General features: G+C 41.3%; 18 protein-coding genes. 12 read left to right on the top strand and 6 right to left on the bottom strand.

Annotated elements, in window-relative coordinates:
• Window positions 1-5 precede the first annotated feature (5 nt).
• Entirely contained in the window at window positions 6-710 is a 705-nt protein-coding gene (locus C0V70_RS16485; protein WP_102244966.1) for a DUF481 domain-containing protein, read from the bottom strand.
• 151 nt (window positions 711-861) lie between these two features.
• On the opposite strand from C0V70_RS16485, the gene mscL reads away from it, so the two are divergent.
• Window positions 862-1,284 (top strand): large conductance mechanosensitive channel protein MscL, encoded by a 423-nt coding sequence (mscL, locus tag C0V70_RS16480; protein ID WP_102244965.1) that lies wholly within the window; start codon window positions 862-864, stop codon window positions 1,282-1,284.
• Here mscL and C0V70_RS16475 read toward each other — a convergent pair whose 3' ends face one another.
• Window positions 1,285-2,430 (bottom strand): esterase-like activity of phytase family protein, encoded by a 1,146-nt coding sequence (locus tag C0V70_RS16475; protein ID WP_102244964.1) that lies wholly within the window; start codon window positions 2,428-2,430, stop codon window positions 1,285-1,287. It lies immediately after the preceding gene.
• Window positions 2,431-2,598: 168 nt separating this feature from the next.
• On the opposite strand from C0V70_RS16475, the gene C0V70_RS16470 reads away from it, so the two are divergent.
• The 9 genes from C0V70_RS16470 (at window position 2,599) to C0V70_RS16430 (ending at window position 11,047) form a co-directional block, all read left to right on the top strand.
• A complete protein-coding gene (locus tag C0V70_RS16470; protein WP_102244963.1) occupies window positions 2,599-3,372 on the top strand; it encodes a ParA family protein in 774 nt (257 codons plus the stop codon).
• Window positions 3,373-3,414: 42 nt separating this feature from the next.
• Window positions 3,415-4,296 (top strand): ParB/RepB/Spo0J family partition protein, encoded by an 882-nt coding sequence (locus C0V70_RS16465; protein WP_102244962.1) that lies wholly within the window; start codon window positions 3,415-3,417, stop codon window positions 4,294-4,296.
• 112 nt (window positions 4,297-4,408) lie between these two features.
• Complete coding sequence (locus C0V70_RS16460; protein ID WP_102244961.1) at window positions 4,409-4,897, top strand: hypothetical protein; 489 nt, start codon at window positions 4,409-4,411, stop codon at window positions 4,895-4,897.
• On the top strand, window positions 4,894-7,035 hold the full coding sequence (locus tag C0V70_RS16455) for a hypothetical protein (RefSeq protein ID WP_102244960.1): 2,142 nt from the start codon (window positions 4,894-4,896) through the stop codon (window positions 7,033-7,035). Before C0V70_RS16460 ends, C0V70_RS16455 begins: the two co-directional genes overlap by 4 nt.
• A gap of 194 nt (window positions 7,036-7,229) precedes the next feature.
• Entirely contained in the window at window positions 7,230-8,018 is a 789-nt protein-coding gene (locus C0V70_RS16450; RefSeq protein ID WP_102244959.1) for a hypothetical protein, read from the top strand.
• A 79-nt stretch (window positions 8,019-8,097) separates the two neighbouring features.
• A complete protein-coding gene (locus C0V70_RS16445) occupies window positions 8,098-9,357 on the top strand; it encodes a Glu/Leu/Phe/Val family dehydrogenase (RefSeq protein ID WP_102244958.1) in 1,260 nt (419 codons plus the stop codon).
• 149 nt (window positions 9,358-9,506) lie between these two features.
• Window positions 9,507-9,944, top strand: a complete 438-nt coding sequence (locus C0V70_RS16440) for a hypothetical protein (protein WP_102244957.1) — start codon at window positions 9,507-9,509, stop codon at window positions 9,942-9,944.
• A 40-nt stretch (window positions 9,945-9,984) separates the two neighbouring features.
• Entirely contained in the window at window positions 9,985-10,470 is a 486-nt protein-coding gene (locus C0V70_RS16435; protein WP_102244956.1) for a hypothetical protein, read from the top strand.
• Window positions 10,457-11,047, top strand: coding sequence for a FecR domain-containing protein (locus C0V70_RS16430; protein WP_102244955.1), 591 nt, complete (start codon window positions 10,457-10,459; stop codon window positions 11,045-11,047). The genes C0V70_RS16435 and C0V70_RS16430 overlap by 14 nt, the downstream gene beginning before the upstream one ends.
• On the opposite strand, the gene aspA is transcribed toward C0V70_RS16430, so the two are convergent.
• Window positions 11,033-12,472, bottom strand: a complete 1,440-nt coding sequence (gene aspA, locus C0V70_RS16425) for an aspartate ammonia-lyase (RefSeq protein ID WP_102244954.1) — start codon at window positions 12,470-12,472, stop codon at window positions 11,033-11,035. The genes C0V70_RS16430 and aspA overlap by 15 nt on opposite strands.
• Before the next feature lie 125 nt (window positions 12,473-12,597).
• On the opposite strand from aspA, the gene C0V70_RS16420 reads away from it, so the two are divergent.
• Window positions 12,598-13,119, top strand: a complete 522-nt coding sequence (locus C0V70_RS16420; protein WP_102244953.1) for a hypothetical protein — start codon at window positions 12,598-12,600, stop codon at window positions 13,117-13,119.
• A gap of 51 nt (window positions 13,120-13,170) precedes the next feature.
• Entirely contained in the window at window positions 13,171-13,515 is a 345-nt protein-coding gene (locus tag C0V70_RS16415; RefSeq protein WP_102244952.1) for a hypothetical protein, read from the top strand.
• A 3-nt stretch (window positions 13,516-13,518) separates the two neighbouring features.
• Here the strand turns inward: C0V70_RS16415 and pfkA are convergent, their stop codons facing one another.
• Genes pfkA through C0V70_RS16400 form a run of 3 tightly spaced genes read right to left on the bottom strand, consistent with a single transcriptional unit; the run spans window position 13,519 to window position 16,794 of the window.
• Window positions 13,519-14,502, bottom strand: coding sequence for a 6-phosphofructokinase (gene pfkA, locus C0V70_RS16410; RefSeq protein ID WP_102244951.1), 984 nt, complete (start codon window positions 14,500-14,502; stop codon window positions 13,519-13,521).
• Window positions 14,503-14,513: 11 nt separating this feature from the next.
• On the bottom strand, window positions 14,514-16,046 hold the full coding sequence (gpmI, locus tag C0V70_RS16405) for a 2,3-bisphosphoglycerate-independent phosphoglycerate mutase (protein ID WP_102244950.1): 1,533 nt from the start codon (window positions 16,044-16,046) through the stop codon (window positions 14,514-14,516).
• Window positions 16,021-16,794, bottom strand: a complete 774-nt coding sequence (locus C0V70_RS16400; protein ID WP_102244949.1) for a TrmH family RNA methyltransferase — start codon at window positions 16,792-16,794, stop codon at window positions 16,021-16,023. Before C0V70_RS16400 ends, gpmI begins: the two co-directional genes overlap by 26 nt.
• Window positions 16,795-16,937: the final 143 nt, after the last annotated feature.

Raw genomic sequence — 16,937 nt, 5'->3', positions numbered from 1 at the left:
TGTAATTAGAACTTAGCTACTAAAGCAGTTGTTAAAAGTGTGTCTGTTTTAGTTGTTGTTCCTGGTGCTGGTAGATGATCATATCTTAGCAGGAATGCCGTCTTAATTGAAAACATAGTTGAAAGAGCGGCAGAAACTGAAAGTTCTGTATTGATTTGGTAATCTTTACTTTCCTTAAGGTTTGGAATGTACTCAAGGAAGTATTTTGTAGAAACAGTTTCAGTCCATTTCTTTTCTGTCTCAGTGTAAGCTCTTAAAGAATTTTTATAGATGTGAGAGCCGTTGTTTAGTTTCTCGTTGACGTAGCGGTAACCAGCTTCCACAAACCAGTAGAAGTTTTCAACTTTGTAGATGTTGTACTTTCCACCGATGTCATTGTTGTGGCGAAGTTCGTAACCAGCAAATTTGTCGCTTTCCAATCCTTCTTCAACAAACAGAGAGAATTTTTCGTTAAGTTCGCGCTCGTAACGAAGGCTTCCCAGGATATAACGCGCACTTTCATCGTTATTGCTGTAAGTGTTTAGGAAGCGGGCCTTGAACTTTAAAATGTTCGCGTCAAATTTTAGACCGTTTTCTTGTTTTAAGTTATAGGTCTGAGACTTTGTGTTACCATTGGCAACGGCGATCCCTGCTTCAGATTCATTGGTAAAATCAGCGGCGAATGCCGAAGTCATGAGCATTGCAGAAAGAAGGAAAACGAGACATTTCATCTATAACCTCACTGTTAAAAATGGTTAAAAAATAGACCCCCTGTAAATCCCTCATACACCCAAAAATGTCTAGTGAAATAGGTGCTTGCCCATCAATAGCTTTTGATGCAATCTCTAAATAAATAACTAATAATTGGTTGAGGATAAAATTATGCTAAAAGAGTTTAAAGAATTTGCGGTCAAAGGAAACGTGGTTGATTTGGCGGTAGGGGTCATTATCGGAGCGGCTTTCGGGACCATCGTAAAATCCCTGGTTGATGACATCATCATGCCACCGATCGGAGCTCTTCTAGGAAATGTGGATTTCTCAAACCTATTTTTAGTAGTGAAGGAAGGGGCGAAAGCACCTGCACCTTACGCCACTCTTGCTGATGCCAATGCGGCCGGTGCAGTTTTAATTAAATACGGAGCATTCGCCAATACTGTGGTGAGTTTCCTGATTGTTTCATTCTCAGTTTTCGCTCTGGTTAGCCAGCTTCAAAAACTTAAAAAAGCAGAACCACCAGCGCCGCCAGCTGGTCCGTCTGATGAAGTTAAGCTTTTATCTGAAATTCGCGATCTACTTAAAAAGTAATTAAAGGCTTGAATCAAGCAAGCTTTCTTTGAATTCTAAAACCAACAACTGGTTTGTGCTTTCGTTAAGGGGAGTCAGCCCAGTTGTGTGGTTTGATTTCCCGGCAATTTGAAAATCATTATCGTAAACCAGCGCCAGTCTTTTATTGTCAATTAACGCTAGGCCTTCAATCTTTTCAAAGTTGTTAAACGGAGTTGTCTTTAAATCAGCAACCATGGTTTTTTTCACCATCTGGTCTGATTCACCCAAAGTGATCTTATAAATGTACTTCTGGCTTTGTTCTCCCACTTTTCCATTTTGTTCTAAGACCAGAAAGTTTTTAGCATCAAGAGCGATGGCATCGCCAATTTTGTCGTTGCCTTTGGCAAAAAGGTAGAAATATTCGGCCGAGGTCTTCATCGTTTCAAGGTCAACTTCCACAATTCTTGAAAACTCGCCATCTTTAGATGTTTCTTTTGGAAGTGGGCTTTGCAGGAATCCGTAAAGTTTAGTCCCCACGCGGGCCACGGCTTCAAATCCGCGGTTTGGTTTTCTTTCACCATACATTCTTGGCAACTCTTGGCCTGGCGTCAAACGTCTGGTCATCTTGCCTTCAACATTGAAGTGAACCAGAGAAGGGGCGTACTCATCTGAAAGCCACCATCCACCCTCACCATCAGTTGTGATCCCTTCCGTGTCCAAACCTTGTGGATCAACTGAGTAATAAAGACCGAAAACGTCCGTTGGGTTTTCTTCAAGCCTGCTGTTTGGAAGTCCAGTCAAAGGAGCGCCGTCTTTCTTTTTAAGTTTGATTTCAGCGGCAACTGAAAGGTCTTTGGTTTCCTTCGTGGCCTTTAAAACAACAATCGTCGGGCTGTATTCTGGAAGCAGGAAAGGTCTGTCGGTGCCTTCCGGCTCACCATTGGGCCCCCTGTCAGTGACAGTCTGGAAATAAAGTGAGCCTTCTTGTTCGTGATCAAAAACCAGACCTGAAAAGCCACCAAGTTTGATTTTTTGTCCCGACATCGTCGTTCCGATCACCGGAGAGTTGGGCATATTATAAAGAGTGAAACTAGAAATTGATTGCGCTTTTTGAGTTCCCGAAGTGCTCGCACATCCGGCAAGCAAAAGAGCGACGAGAGAAGAAGCAAGTGAGATTGATTTCATTTTTTTCTCGATAAAAAGTTTGTCTATTTACGATATACCCATCGGTGGTTTTTTAAAAGCAGGTTAATTTTTATCGCCCCTACAATTTTTGATAGGGGCATTTTTTCTTTGACAACTCCTAACAAGTCCAACAAACTTTTAAATGAGTATAAAAAACAGGAGTGATTCATGGAAGTTATCACAATCGGTAATAACAAGGGTGGCGTTGGTAAGACAATGCAATGCTATCAGTTATCTTGTTACCTAGCTAATAAAGGTCATAAAGTTCTAGTTATTGACCTCGATTCACAAGCAAACCTAAGTTCAACTTTTGGGGTGCAAATTCAAAGAACATTAGTTCCAGAATGGTTAATCGGTGACGTTGGTATTAACGACGTAATCGTGAAGCCGGAAATGTCAGGCAAGCTGTACAAAAATATCAGATTGATTCCTGCCAGCCGCCACCTTTCTAACCTTTCAAAGCTTCTGATCCTTTCAGAAGGTGAGATTAGAAAAGAAGCGGGAAGAAAAGAGCGTCTACTTAGAAAGAGACTTCAGGATGCGAATCTTGATTTTGATTATGTAATCATCGACACTCCACCAATGCTTGGAGATGAGTTGATCATGTCTTTAGTGGCTTCAAACCGCGTTCTTATCCCTACTCAGGCACAAGATTATTCAATCGACGGTCTGGAAGAGTTAATGGACACGTTTGAGATTATCAAAGAAACAGAAAACCCATCTTTAGAGTTTTCTATTATTCCATCTATGGTTAACCCGAGAAGAAAAATCGAGCAGGCCAGAATGGAAGAGTTGTCACAGTCCTTCAACATCACCCCAATGGTAAGAAACATGGTTCAGCTTCAAGAGTCGATCTCTACAAGAAGACCAGTTTGTGTTATGGGAGCGAAGTCTGCTGGCCGTCGTGACTACGAAGAACTTTGGAAATCATTAAACTTATAATTGATTGACAGTTAATTTACATAAGGATGTGGAGAATTATATATGTCTAAGACATTTGCTGCGCGTGTATCTAAAAAAGAAAGAAACACCATCGACCTTGCAGAAAAAGTAGGTCGCGAAATATTTAAAGTTTCAGATGATCGTCTACTTCAGGGAGCTAAGCTTACTGAAATCCAGATGAAGGAAATTGTTGTTAAGGAACAGGTAAGAACCAAGTTCAACGACGATTCAATCAAAGATTTAGCTAAAAACATCGAACTAAACGGTCTTATTCAACCGCTTGTTCTTCACCAGGACAAAAACGGCCGTTATAGACTGATTTGTGGTGAGAGACGTTACCGCGCTCTTACTTTCAACAAGGCCGTTTCAGCTCCATGCTTTGTTCTTGAAAACAAGACTGAAGAAGAGTTAATGGCGATCCAGTTCTCTGAGAACTCGGCCCGCGAAGAACTTCACTACGTTGATAAAGCTGACGGTATCCTGAACTATCAAATTGCGACAGAAGCAAGCGAGAGAAAAATCCAGGCGGCGCTTGGGATTTCTAAGTCAGAAGTTCACCGTTCACTGCTTATCGCGAAGATGCCAAAGTTCATTAAGGAAGCTGCTAAGAGATACGACATTGAAAAATACGTTCTTCTTGAGTGGGATGCTCTTCCAAAAGGATCACTAAAATCTGATGTAGAAAAAAAGATCCTGGCCGGAGACATCACTAAAAGAGCTGAACTTGCACGCATTATCAATGCAGGTGGATTAGTGAAAGCTGGAAAGAAAACTCCGCTTAAAGCAGCTCTGCCAAAAGGTGTAAGTGCCAATGCTTTCTTAAAAGCGATGTCATCAAAAACGAAAGATTTAAATCTTGATAAAAAAACTCAAGAACTTTTAAGAACTTTAGTTGAAGAAACTAAAGAGATGATGGATCAATAATCAAAACAAAATCAGGGGGTTTCGGCCCCCTTTTTTTATGCCATTTTTCTAAATAAAGTTCCCTCGGTTCTCCTCCGAAAAGCTAATAGTTTTCTGTAGGTAGGAGAGTCTAATGAAATCCGTCTTAATGTTGTTTCTTTTAGCGCTGACATATTCAGTTCGCGCGGAAATTAAAACTGTAAAATACGAGCAAGGATTATCGCTGAAATTCAGTGATCAAAACTGGCAGTATCAATACATCAAAGAATTGAGATCAATCACTCCCCATATTTTTGAAAACAAAAAAGACAAAGAATTAAAAGTTGTCGTTCAAAAAGAAACACATCAGGAATCCCATTACAAAAAGCAATCACTGGTGAGTGATAAATGTGCTGCTGCCAACAAATTCTACAAAGAATCGATGCAGGGATCGGCACAGAATATGAAAATCAAAGGTCAGGATGTCTGCCTGATTAAGATGGTAAAACAAGATAAGAACAGTTATCAGATTATTTATCCGGTTCACTTTGCCAAAGGGTCTTACGATCTTATTTCGTTTGCCTGGTATGGCGACGAAGGAAAACTTGAAGCAGTCAAAGAACTAGTAGGAGACAACCTATGAAAACATCTGCTTTCATTTTAATTTTGTCTCTTCTTTCTCCCACTCTTCGAGCTGAAGATTACCCCAACTTCTTTTTTGGTTACGGAGGAGGTGGTGCTTATCCTGGCCTAGGCGTTGGCATGGGGGGAGGCATAGGTGGCGTAGGTGGCAGTTACCAGTTTCAGGGCGACAACAACCAATCAGTTCCTGTGTTTGATAATGGTTTAAGTGGAAATGGTGTTCAGTATAAAAATGTTAAAGTGAATGCCAAGTGTCCGCTTTTAACGTCAATGAATAATGACGATGCAGACTTACTGTCTGACTTGAAGAGTTTTTTAAGCACGGCCTCTAAAAATCCTAAATGTTCATTAAAACAGGATGCAATGGCCGATGCCATGGGAAGAAACCAGCTGACGATGTTAGAGACGATGCTTAATGGATCTGATTCTAACAATCCTTATGCGGGAATGGGTGTTTCAACTGCCAGCGTGAAATGTTATTCAAAAAACGTAGAACTCATTGGGCAGAGAAACCTCGCTTATTATTATGCTGAAAAAAAGATGACCCAGGGATCGACAAATCCTTTTTCAAGTTGTCTTACTGATTCATCGGCCACGGCCACGACAGGATCTACATACACTTATCCATACACGACAACGGAGACAGAAACTAAAGAGATGACTCTGGAAGAAAGAAGAGAGTGTATTTCTAAAAAATACGAAAGTATGGTGGAAGAAAACCAGATGATTTGCCGTGAGAGCATTGCTCCTCAGGCAGTACAAAAACAAATCAATAAAGGACTGGCGGGAATTGAGCAAATTCTCAACCAGGCCATCGCCAACCAGGAAGACTGTGGATTTAAATCACAGGATCTCTTTAAGGTGACAATGAACACTTTTCTAAAAACGAAAGCGCTTTCAGTTGTTGGACCTTGGGGGGCCGTGGCCGGTTTTGGTGCTGACCTGGTATCAAATCTCTTGGATAAACTTTTCCCGAGTGATGCTCAGAAAGCGACTGCTTTAATGGAAGAGATTTTAAGTGAAGAAACTTTTGAGCAAAATGCGTGTTTATACTTTAACGTTCAGCAAAAAATGTACTGTGAAGACAAGCCGGTTGAAATCGCTACACCAAATCCTGGATGCCAGAGTATTCCGGTGAGTTCAGATTTATTATCGTTGATTCAAAAGTATCGCGACATTAAAAAAGTAACGGACACTATTCCTTCGAATTTGAAGCCAGGTATGAATATTGCCATGATGAATACGCCTGGAATGAATAATATGCCGGGAATGCCTGGAGTTCCGTCAACTCCTGCTATTTCGCCGGAGTTGGAGTCAGCTATTTTAGATCATATTGAAGACCTCTCGAAATACGCGGTTTCTAATGAAGAAGAATTGCGCGAAAGAGTGAAGTCTCTTCCAAAAATGCAGCAATCAAGAGAGCAGGCTAAAATTAATAAGTTCATTGGCAAAATGAAAGACTATCAAAACTATGACCCTGCCAATGACCCAAGCGGAAAGATGGGAAGTCAGCTTCTAAGTGAGATCGTGGAATTTTTTAGTAGCAAAGACCCAACAGTTGAACTTGATCTCTCAATGTTCATCGTCAGGACAACTCCAGGAACAAAACTGGAAAACATCAAACAAAAGAGTATCGCCCGCACCATTGAACAACTGATGGCCGTTAAAGACGAAGCTTCAGTTCAAAATGAATCAAGTAGAGCGATGGCCCGTTTCAATAAATACAAAAACGGGATGGCGATGCTGGCGAGAAAGAAATTTGAAGAACGCTTAGAAAAGCAGTTTAAAGAATTCGAAACTCAGGTGAAATTTGTTTCAGGTAAAGATAGAGGTGTCGTCAACGACCCGGTTGCCGAAGGACAGCTGCGCAACCTGGTTCGCCACTGTACTCTACTACAGGAAGTTTACGACCCTGGATTAGAAGGAAAGATGCCGAGAGTGTGTCAGAAGCTTACTTGCGACAACAACAAGCTCGACTACTTTAAACCATCGGCCAACAAAGCAAACTTCTCAGAGTTTAAAAAGAATTACTGTGACAAGAGCCTGAGCTTCCAGAAAATCGAAAACAGCTATATTAAAGAGCTCAAAGATCAGTCTGGTGCGAAGATTTGTGGTGTTAAAGCAGAGAGCTTCTTCTAAGTCCTAAACCATTATATCCCATAGAACTGACCAAATTTTAGACAGTTCTATGGGAGCAAAATTGTCGGCCATCCCTCGAGAAACTCTCTTTTCAATAGATTAAGCCCCAATCAGATACAATTTACCTATCCAACTCTTTTGGCACAGGCCTTGCGATAATTAATGGTAAGAAACATTAAAAGAGGCTCAACCTTATGAAAACTATGACGACAGCAACTTTGAAGAACTTACACAGGTGTTTAACTTTTAAACACTCACTATGTGCACTGTTCGCTTTTGCTGCTTTTCAAGTAAACGCTGCAGACACTAATAAGATGTCGAGAAAACCAGCGGCCGTTGAGGAAGAAGTCCTGACTGTTCCGTTATATGAAGATAGTTTTTTTACTAACGATAATATATTCGCTGAAGATGATGCCGGAGTTATGAAAGATATGAAGGCATCTATGAACGCTTGGGAAAAGACGGAAGAGTATGTTCGTCTTTGGGACCTTGAATCGACAGGGATGTACACAACTCCAACAGCTTCACAAAAAGGGAAATACATCAGTAAGAAGATTCTTCGTTATGCTGATAAGAGATTATCAGGTGAAATGAAAAAAGCTGATGAAGGCTCAACTCTACACAGAATGAGCAAAGTAGAAAAAAACCTTCGCCCAAATGCTTCAGTAAACGTTTCTAAAAACTTTGGTTTTAAATTTAAGGCCCGCGTCCTTCAAGGTAAGGCCATCATGGAAGTAAAAAACCCATGGGTTGAATGTTCGGCCCAACTTGGTGCCAACGGTAAAGCAAAATTAATTACACGCAAAGAGTTTAAATCTTTAGGCTTGGCGTCAGGAGCAGAGTACTCTGTGAACGATTCAGAAATGCTAACTTACATTGACCAGCAAATTACTGACAATGTGAAGGCCCGTCTTTCAAATACATCAGGAAATGACGCGGACTCAAGGCTGGAAATGACAGCTAGCTTCCCATTTAATCTTTAATTCATCCTGACCTCTGGCATTCTTAGAAATCCGAGAGTAAACTCGAGGGCACTTATTTCTATGAATCGGAGGTCCTTAAATGAGTTTATTCGACGCTGCTCTTTTTCAAGATGCTATTAAGCAACTTGAAGACGCTGCAAAGATCATGGGTCTAGACCCAAACGTAGCTGAAAGATTAAAATACCCAAAACGTGCATTACAAGTTTCTGTGCCTATTCGTCTTGACGATGGAACAGTTAAAACGTTCATCGGATACAGAGTTCAGCACAACTTATCTCTAGGTCCTGGTAAAGGTGGAATTCGTTATCATCCAGGTGTAGACCTTTCTGAAACTGCAGGGCTAGCAATGCTTATGACATTTAAGTGTGCCCTTGTTGGTCTTCCATACGGTGGAGCAAAAGGTGGTATCTGTGTTGATCCAACACAACTTTCTCGTCAAGAGCTTCAAGCGCTAACTCGTCGTTACGCTACAGAAATTAACATGATCATCGGGCCACACGTAGACATTCCAGCTCCAGATATCGGAACTGATGGACAGACTATGGGTTGGTTCATGGACACATACTCTCAAATCAAAGGATACACTGACGGTGCAGTCGTTACTGGTAAGCCAATTGAAATCGGGGGCTCTAAAGGACGTGCTGAATCGACAGGTAAAGGGGTTGCATTCTGTGTAAACTTCGCTGCTGAAAAGATCGGTATGACAATCAACCAAAACACAACTGTAGCGATCCACGGATTCGGTAAAGTTGCTATCCCTGCTGCAAACGATCTTCGCGCTCAAGGTGCAAAAATCGTAGCTGTTTCTGACGTTTCTGGTGGTGTTTACGACGCTAACGGATTAGACATTGAAAAATGTGAGAAATGGGTAAAAGAAAATAAAGTTCTAAAAGGTATGCCAGGAACAAAACACATCACTAACGACGAGCTATTCGCTCTTAACGTTGATGTTCTTATCCCTGCAGCTATCGACGGTGTTATCACAAAAGACAACGCTCACGTCGTAAAAGCAAAAATCATCGCTGAAGGTGCTAACGGACCTTTAACAAAAGAAGCGATCGATATCGTAACAGAAAAAGGTGCATTCCTTATCCCAGACGTTCTATGTAACGCTGGTGGGGTAATCGTATCTTACTTTGAATGGGTACAAGGTCTTCAGTCATTCTTCTGGGATTTAGACGAAGTTAACAAGCGTCTACACTCAATCATGAAAGATGCTTTTGAGAACGTTTACTCTGTTTCAAAAGAGTATAACTGTAACATGAAGTCAGCGGCCCTAGTTGCAGCTATCAGACGTCTTGAAAAAGCTATGAAGCTTAGAGGGCTATGGCCGTCATAGTCTTTCAAAGGCTTTACGATCTTACTTAGGTATCAAAACAAAAAGGGCCATCTTTGGATGGCCCTTTTTTTTGCTGTAAAATCTTCACAAACTCACATCTGATTTTTATTTATGATAGTTTGCCTAAAAATTTTTTTAGGAGTCATTATATGAAATCATTCATCCTTGCTATCGCTCTTGCTTTCAGTACAGCTTCATTCGCCAACGATTCTATCGAAGCTTCAAATGCTTCAGAACTAAAAATCCTGGATTTGGTTATCGGTGTTCAACAAACATACTCAGTGACATCAGAACTTCAGGCAAAGGTCGTAGAGATCCTGGCAGGCGACGGGATGAACGCAACTCGTATGATTTTAGTTCTAAATACAGGTTACCAGGATTCAAAAGTTTTTGAACTTGATGAGATGATGTATGAAGTAAAGAGAATCGTTTTCCTGGCAAAAGACGTTATCGTTATTAACTACGTTCAGGACAGTTTTGACGACGCTGAAGCGATGAACCCAATCCAAGTAAAAAAATCAATTACTATCAAAGTTTTAAGAAACGCTGATGGGACACTTGCTGACAAGATTGAAATCGTAAGATAATTTTTTTCTTCATAGGGGAAATTGCGATATAATTTCCCCTATGAAGACTATAATCACATTTTGTATTCTCCTTCTTTCCTTAAACAGCTTTGCCGCTGTCTTAAAACATGAAACTTCCAAAGCACGCTACGATGAATACCCTTTCCGCGAAGTCTGCGAGAAATTAGGCGCTAAAAATTTTGAACTCATTGAGGCCAAATCCATGAGTGAGATTGATTGCATGGGGAAGGTCTATCAGGCGATTGATTTTTGCCTTAATAAGTTTCCGCTGGATAAAACTCTCTCGCGTGCGATCGTTGATGAAAAAACCAAGATGGTTAAGTGTGAGCACAGTGAAAGTGTGATGATTTCTGTTTCATGTGATGAGCGTGATTTGAAATACTGTTTTGACCCTAAAAAAGGCTGTGACGAATTAAAGAAAATCTACGCCAACAGGCTAGATGTCGCTCACTTTTCGATGCTGGAAAAAAATATAAACTGTTATTTCGCTAAAAAAATTGGAGAGAGTTTCAATGAAGATCCTTAGTTTAATTTGCTCACTGTGCTTTTCTGTAAGTGTTTATGCTAGTGGCTTTCTTCCAATCGCCAATATTGTAAAAATTAGTGGCCATGCTTTTATTGATAAAGAGGAAATCGCTATAGGAGCAGAAGTTGCTAAGGGAATGACGATTACAATCCCTAAAAAAGGAGATTACATTGTCGTTAAATTTCAAAACGGTCATATGGTCAGATTCACAGAAGCTACTGTAATGATCGAAGAGCTGACAGAAAAAACAAGCCTGATTAATTTGTTAAAGGGACAGGTTCATACGCTGGTAAAAAAACTCACTCCAGATGAGACGTTTAAAATTAAAACTAAGTATGCCTCTTTTGGAGTGCGCGGAACTAAGTTCGGTGTAAGTCTGGATGAAGAAAAGAAAAAAGCTTATCTTTGTGTTTGTGAAGGAGTCGTACAGGCTACAAAGGGAAAGCTTAGTGCTAATGTAAGTAAAAATGAAGACCTTTGGGTTGGTGCCCAGACGAAGAAGTTAGAAGTGAAACCTTCAACTGAGCAAATGTTTAATATGACCAACCAGGTGATTGAAGAACTAGAGCGTTTGTAGCTTAAAGTTTTTCCCGATATATTTTGGGTTTAACATGTTTTCAGTAGAGAAGATCTGGTCTAACTGCTCTTGAGTCAGAAGTTTATTTTCTAAGACAACTTCACTCACAGTTTTACCAGTCTTCGCACATTCTTTTCCAATCAGGTCACACTTTTCGTGTCCTAGAATCGGGTCTAAGAAAGTCACGATGGCGATACTGTTCATAACGTTGTTCTTACAGATATCCGGGTTCGCGGTGATCCCATCGATACATTTATATTTTAGATTGTATGAAGCATTTTCTAAAAGGTTGATTGATTCAAACAAAGAAGAAGCAATCACTGGCTCCATCACGTTTAACTGTAGCTGTCCGGCCTCTGATGCCATAGTAACTGTTAAGTCGTTTCCGATAACTTTGAAACAAACCTGGTTTACAACTTCCGGGATAACCGGGTTGACCTTGGCAGGCATGATGCTTGATCCTGCTTGAAGTTCTGGAAGGTTGATTTCTTTTAATCCTGCACGAGGGCCACTTGAAAGCAGGCGAAGGTCGTTGCAGATTTTAGAAAGTTTCACGGCCGTTCTTTTTAGAGCGCCAGAGATCATAACATAAGCTCCACAGTCAGATGTGGCTTCAATAAGGTCTTCTGAAACTGTGTATTCAAGTCCGGTGATTTCTGCCAGTTTTTTTACGGCCACTCGAGAGTATCCCTCTGGAGCGTTAATACCAGTACCAATTGCAGTGGCCCCTAAGTTCACTTCAAGAATTAAATCTTTTAGTTTTGAGATCAGTTTCACTTCTTCTTTTAGGAGAGTGGCATAAGCATTGAACTCTTGCCCTAATGACATGGGAACAGCATCTTGAAGTTGAGTACGGCCCATTTTTAAAATAGGCTTAAACTCTTCTGCTTTGTGAGCAAATGAAGAGCAAAGAGACTCGAGTGCTTCAATCAATAGAGTGATATGTCTATAAAGGGCAATCCTGAAAGCCGTTGGATAAGCATCGTTTGTCGATTGGCATTTATTGACGTGATCATTCGGGTGAATGATGTGGTAACTTCCTTTTTTCTCACCTAAAAGTTCAAGGGCAAGGTTAGCGATAACTTCATTGGCGTTCATGTTGACAGAAGTTCCAGCTCCACCTTGGTAGATATCCGAAGGAAATTGATCCATGCAGCGGCCGTGAATAATAATTTCATCACAAGCGCGTGCGATGATCTCTGCAACTTTTGCATCGATTGTTCCGATTTCACCGTTTGCTAAAGCGCAGGCCTTTTTAGTGATCGCCAGAGATTTAACCATGATGTGGTTGTGGCCGATTTGGCTGTCGGAAATTTTAAAGTTCTCAATTGCACGTTGAGTGTGAATCCCATAATAGGCATCCGCTGGCACTGCCAGGTCTCCTAGAAGGTCATGTTCAATTCTCACGTCTTTTTGTGAACTCATAGCGTATTCCTTAATTCCCATGCCTTTCAAAAATTGATTTTTTCAGGCATTTTTTCTATTAAATTTTGGTAATTAAGAATGATCTGCCTGAGCTTCTTTTGCAAGGGGGAGCGCAGGAGATTTTTATGAACATGAGAACGAAAAGTATTTACCCGTACGGGGGAGTTTTGTGTCCGGTGGATATCTTTGGCTACGCTTCAAACGGGATTCCAGGCATCGAAATAGTAGGGTTGGGAAAACATTCCCGAGGAGTGAAAGAAAAATTTATTTATCTCTCACGCGAGAGGAAACTCAAGTTCCCGTTAAAGCGTTTTGTTTTGTGCATAGAAGGCGAAGTTGAAGGAAAAAAGTTTAAAGAAGAAGAGTATAGGTACTTAGAGCTGCCTTTGCTTTTGATGCTCTGGAGCCTGACTGGACATTTGCCATTGGGGCACCTGGAGGACTGTTTTGCAGCAGGGAAAATTTCAGTGGAAGGCGAAGTTTCACCGCTTGTTCTGACTTCTACGGTGCAAGAGTTTTTGCGTGACATGTTTAGATTAGAAGACAATCAAATGCTCAAAATTATCGCGCCCGGTAACGTGCAAGTCTTAGATGACCAATATCATCTTCCAATAGAGGGGCTTTTTGAGTCTTTGAGCAGGAATTGAACATAGACAAGCTAAGAGCATTCTCGCTAAGATTTCCTTAGCGAGGTATCTATGAAAACATTAGCACTTTTATTTTTCACATTGTTCACGACATCTTCATTTGCCGGCGTGGTGAATTTAGGAGTAGGTGAAACAATCACTATCCAGGCCAACACGCAAACAGTTGTGACATGTGGGCTTGATGGCAGTAAATGCGCAACTCCAATTAAAAATCTCAAAAGCCAGCTGGATTACTGTAAAACATCTCAGAGCAACTCGGTAGAGGATTGCTTGGTTGAGTACTGGCCGAAGTTTAAAAGAGGGTATGCAAGCTGTGTGGATGAAGCCTTTCAGACGTGCTTAAACTTCTGTAAAAGTGACCCATTTGGCCTGGATTGCCTGGAGCTTTGTAAGTAAGTCTTAAATCGACAGCGAAGTCAGTAACTCGACTTCGCTGACGTCAAACTCATTCTTCTTTCTTAAACAGTCAGCAAGTGGAGCAAGTGAAACTTTGCCGTTAACATAAACGGTCGCGCTGGCGTTTTGTCCGCTGGTAATGGCCTTAACCGCTGAATGCCCCATTTGCGAAGCAATCAAGCGGTCTGTTGGCGTCGGGTTTCCACCGCGCTGAATGTGACCGAGGATACAGACGTGAGCGTCTAGATGGAATTGGTCTTTTAAATTTTTTTGAATTGTGTAGCCGATACCCGCTTCTTCACCTTCTGCTGCGATAATAATTGATGAAGTTTTTCCACGTTTAATCCCACGGTCGATATCTCCGGCAATTTTTTGGTAATCAATAGTCGCTGTTGGAAGAACTACGTTCTCTGCTCCAGTGCAGATACCAACTTTAAGAGCGATGGCCGGTGATTTTCTTCCCATTACTTCGACAATAAAAGTACGGGCGTGAGAATTAGCGGTGTCTCTGATTTTATCCACAGCTTCCACTGCGTTTTGAACAGCAGTATCAAATCCTATTGTATAATCTGTTCCACTAATATCGTTATCAATGGTTCCTGGAATCCCTACGACAACGATGCCGTGTTCCTGGTGAAGTGCCATGGCGCCGTTAAATGATCCATCACCGCCGATGACAATCAGGGCGTCAATCTGTCGTTTCTTTAAGATATCTGCTGCTTTTTTTCTTCCTTCAGGAGTTCTGAACTCTTTTGAGCGCGATGTCTGAAGAATCGTTCCACCGTGCTGAAGAATATTTCCTACAGAAGAGACATTGAGTTCTCTGATATTGTTTTCGAGTAAACCTTCATATCCTTTTTGAATACCGTACACGCCTAGGCCTTCTCCAATTGCCGTTCTGACGACAGCTCTGATTGCGCAGTTCATGCCCGGGCTATCGCCACCACTGCAAAGAACACCGATATTTTTAATAGAAGACTTGCTCATAAACTTAATCCTTACTTAAAAACGCTCACACCTTCAAAAAGAGGAGCTTGTGGAACACCCATGATATTTAGGACAGTCGGGGCCACGTTTCTTAGGGCCATCGGCCCTTCATTTAATTCTATTGTCTCATTTTTTAATTTAGGATCAACAACAATAAATGGGACTACTGCTTCTGTGTGAGAAGTGTGGACATCGCCATTTTCGTACATCATTTGATCTGAGTTTCCGTGATCAGCTGTCACCAACATCGTGACGCCTTCTTTCGCGCACGTTGCAGTCAATTTGCCCATTACCACATCCAGGGCCTCGATGGCCTTAATAGCGGCTTCGAAGTTTCCAGTGTGCCCGACCATATCAGAGTTGGCGAAATTAACTACATAAAAGTCGTACGAGTGATCGCGAAGAGCTTCTTCCAACCTATCGCAAACAAGATAAGCGCTCATCTCAGGTTTTAAATCATAAGTCGCCACATCTTTTGGAGATGAAATAAGAACCTGGTCTTCACCTTTAAATGGATGTTTGTCACCGCCATTAAAGAAAAATGTTACATGGGCGTATTTTTCTGTCTCAGCAATTTTAAATTGTCTCTTTCCTAAACTTGAAAGGTACTCGCAGAGAGTCCCGCTAAGTTTTTCTTTATCAAAAAGAATAGGAAGGTTAACCCAGTCTTGCACATATGGAGTCATACACAAGAAATACCCGGGGCGAACAGGTACAGAAAAATCAGTAAACTTTGGATCTGTCAGGGCCAGCGTGATTTGAATCGCACGGTCTGGACGGAAATTAAAAAATAAAACAGCATCGTCTTTGGTCATCGCCAGAGACTTATCAAACATCACTGGATTGACGAATTCATCGTAGCGTCCTGCTGCGTATTCGCTTTGCAGGTATTCAAGAGGGGAGAAGCTTGTAAAAAGATCCTTTCCCATAAAACATTTATAACAGTGTTCGATTTTATTCCATCTGCGGTCGCGGTCCATTCCGATTGAGCGCCCTTGCATAGAAGCGAACTTCAGCCCCGGGATATGCATAGCTTCTTCAACATACTTCACACCTACATCACGTGCAGTGTCTCGTCCGTCAGTAAAAGCGTGTAGGCACATTTCAATTTTGTGTTCGTGGAAAATTTTAGCCAAGGCCTTCAGGTGATTGATGTGCGAGTGAACGCCACCGTCTGAGAGGAGACCCATCAAGTGAATACGATTCGAGTGTGTCTTGGCATATTTAATAATGTTTTTGATTTCTTCCATATCTTTAAGCGTATCGTTTTCAATCGCTTCGTTGATACGAACAAGGTCTTGGCGAACTGAGCGACCAGCGCCCAGGTTCATGTGGCCAACTTCAGAGTTGCCGGCAACACCTTTAGGAAGACCAACCAGAGTTCCACCTGGTTCAATTGTGGTCATTGGGTAGTTGGCCATTAAAGCATCAATGTTTGGCTTACGAGCGTGTTTGATAGCGTTTTTTAAATCCTTCGGATTGATTCCAAAACCATCGAGGATACAAAGAAGAACGCGATTACTTAAACCGTGGATTGATTTCATTTGTTTTCACCTTTTGATAATAGTCAGAAAGTATGACAGCACTAGCGACGGAAACGTTTAAGCTTTCAACGTGGTCAGTACCAGGGATTTTAATAGTTGTACCTACAGCAAGAAGGTCTTTACTTAAACCTTCAGCTTCCTCTCCAAAAACGATCACAACTTTCTTTTCCCATTTCACATCGTAAAGGCTCGCCTTGGCGTGTGAAGAGGTTGTGATAATTTGGAATTTATTTTTTGCCAGAAGGGCCAGTGCCTTCTTAAAGTCTTTGGCTTCAAAAATATCGACGAATTCAGATCCACCTTCAGACGTTCTGATGGAAGAAGCAGAATCAGCGACTTTTTTATCGGGAACAATGATTCCTGTTGCTCCAAAATGAGCGGCATTTCTTAAGATGGCCCCAATGTTGTGTGGGTTGGATACATTTTCCAAAGCGATGATGACTGCATTTTCCGGTTTTAATGAAAGATAGGCCTCAAGTGACTTTGATGGGGCCTCTTTAATCAACATGCAGATATCTTCATGGTGAGTGGCCTTGGTCATTTTCTCCAGTTCTGCGCGCTCAACAATGTGGTAGGCCTTTTTGTTTTGAGCGCAGTATTTAGTGACGTGAGGAAACTTTTTCATCATTTCCTTAGTCAAAAATAGTTGAATAATATCCTGAGGACGTTTTTTGAAAACGGCCAGGCAGGCGTTTTCTCCGTAAATCCTCATTTCTTTTGTCATTAGTCCGTTGATTTTTTTGGCCATTTGCTCTTTTCTTTTTATCTTTTTTGTTAGCTCTTTTGATTCCCAAGTTTACGCCCCTATGGTATCAATTTTAGTACGTATGGGTCAAAGCAATTTAGAACAGACAATCACCGGATATTTAGCCCCGGAGGGCTTCGAGACGG

Source organism: Bacteriovorax stolpii, assembly GCF_002872415.1.
GTDB lineage: Bacteria > Bdellovibrionota > Bacteriovoracia > Bacteriovoracales > Bacteriovoracaceae > Bacteriovorax > Bacteriovorax stolpii.
The sequence above is the reverse complement of the archived record's forward strand: the minus strand, read 5'-3'. Positions and strand labels throughout refer to the sequence as shown.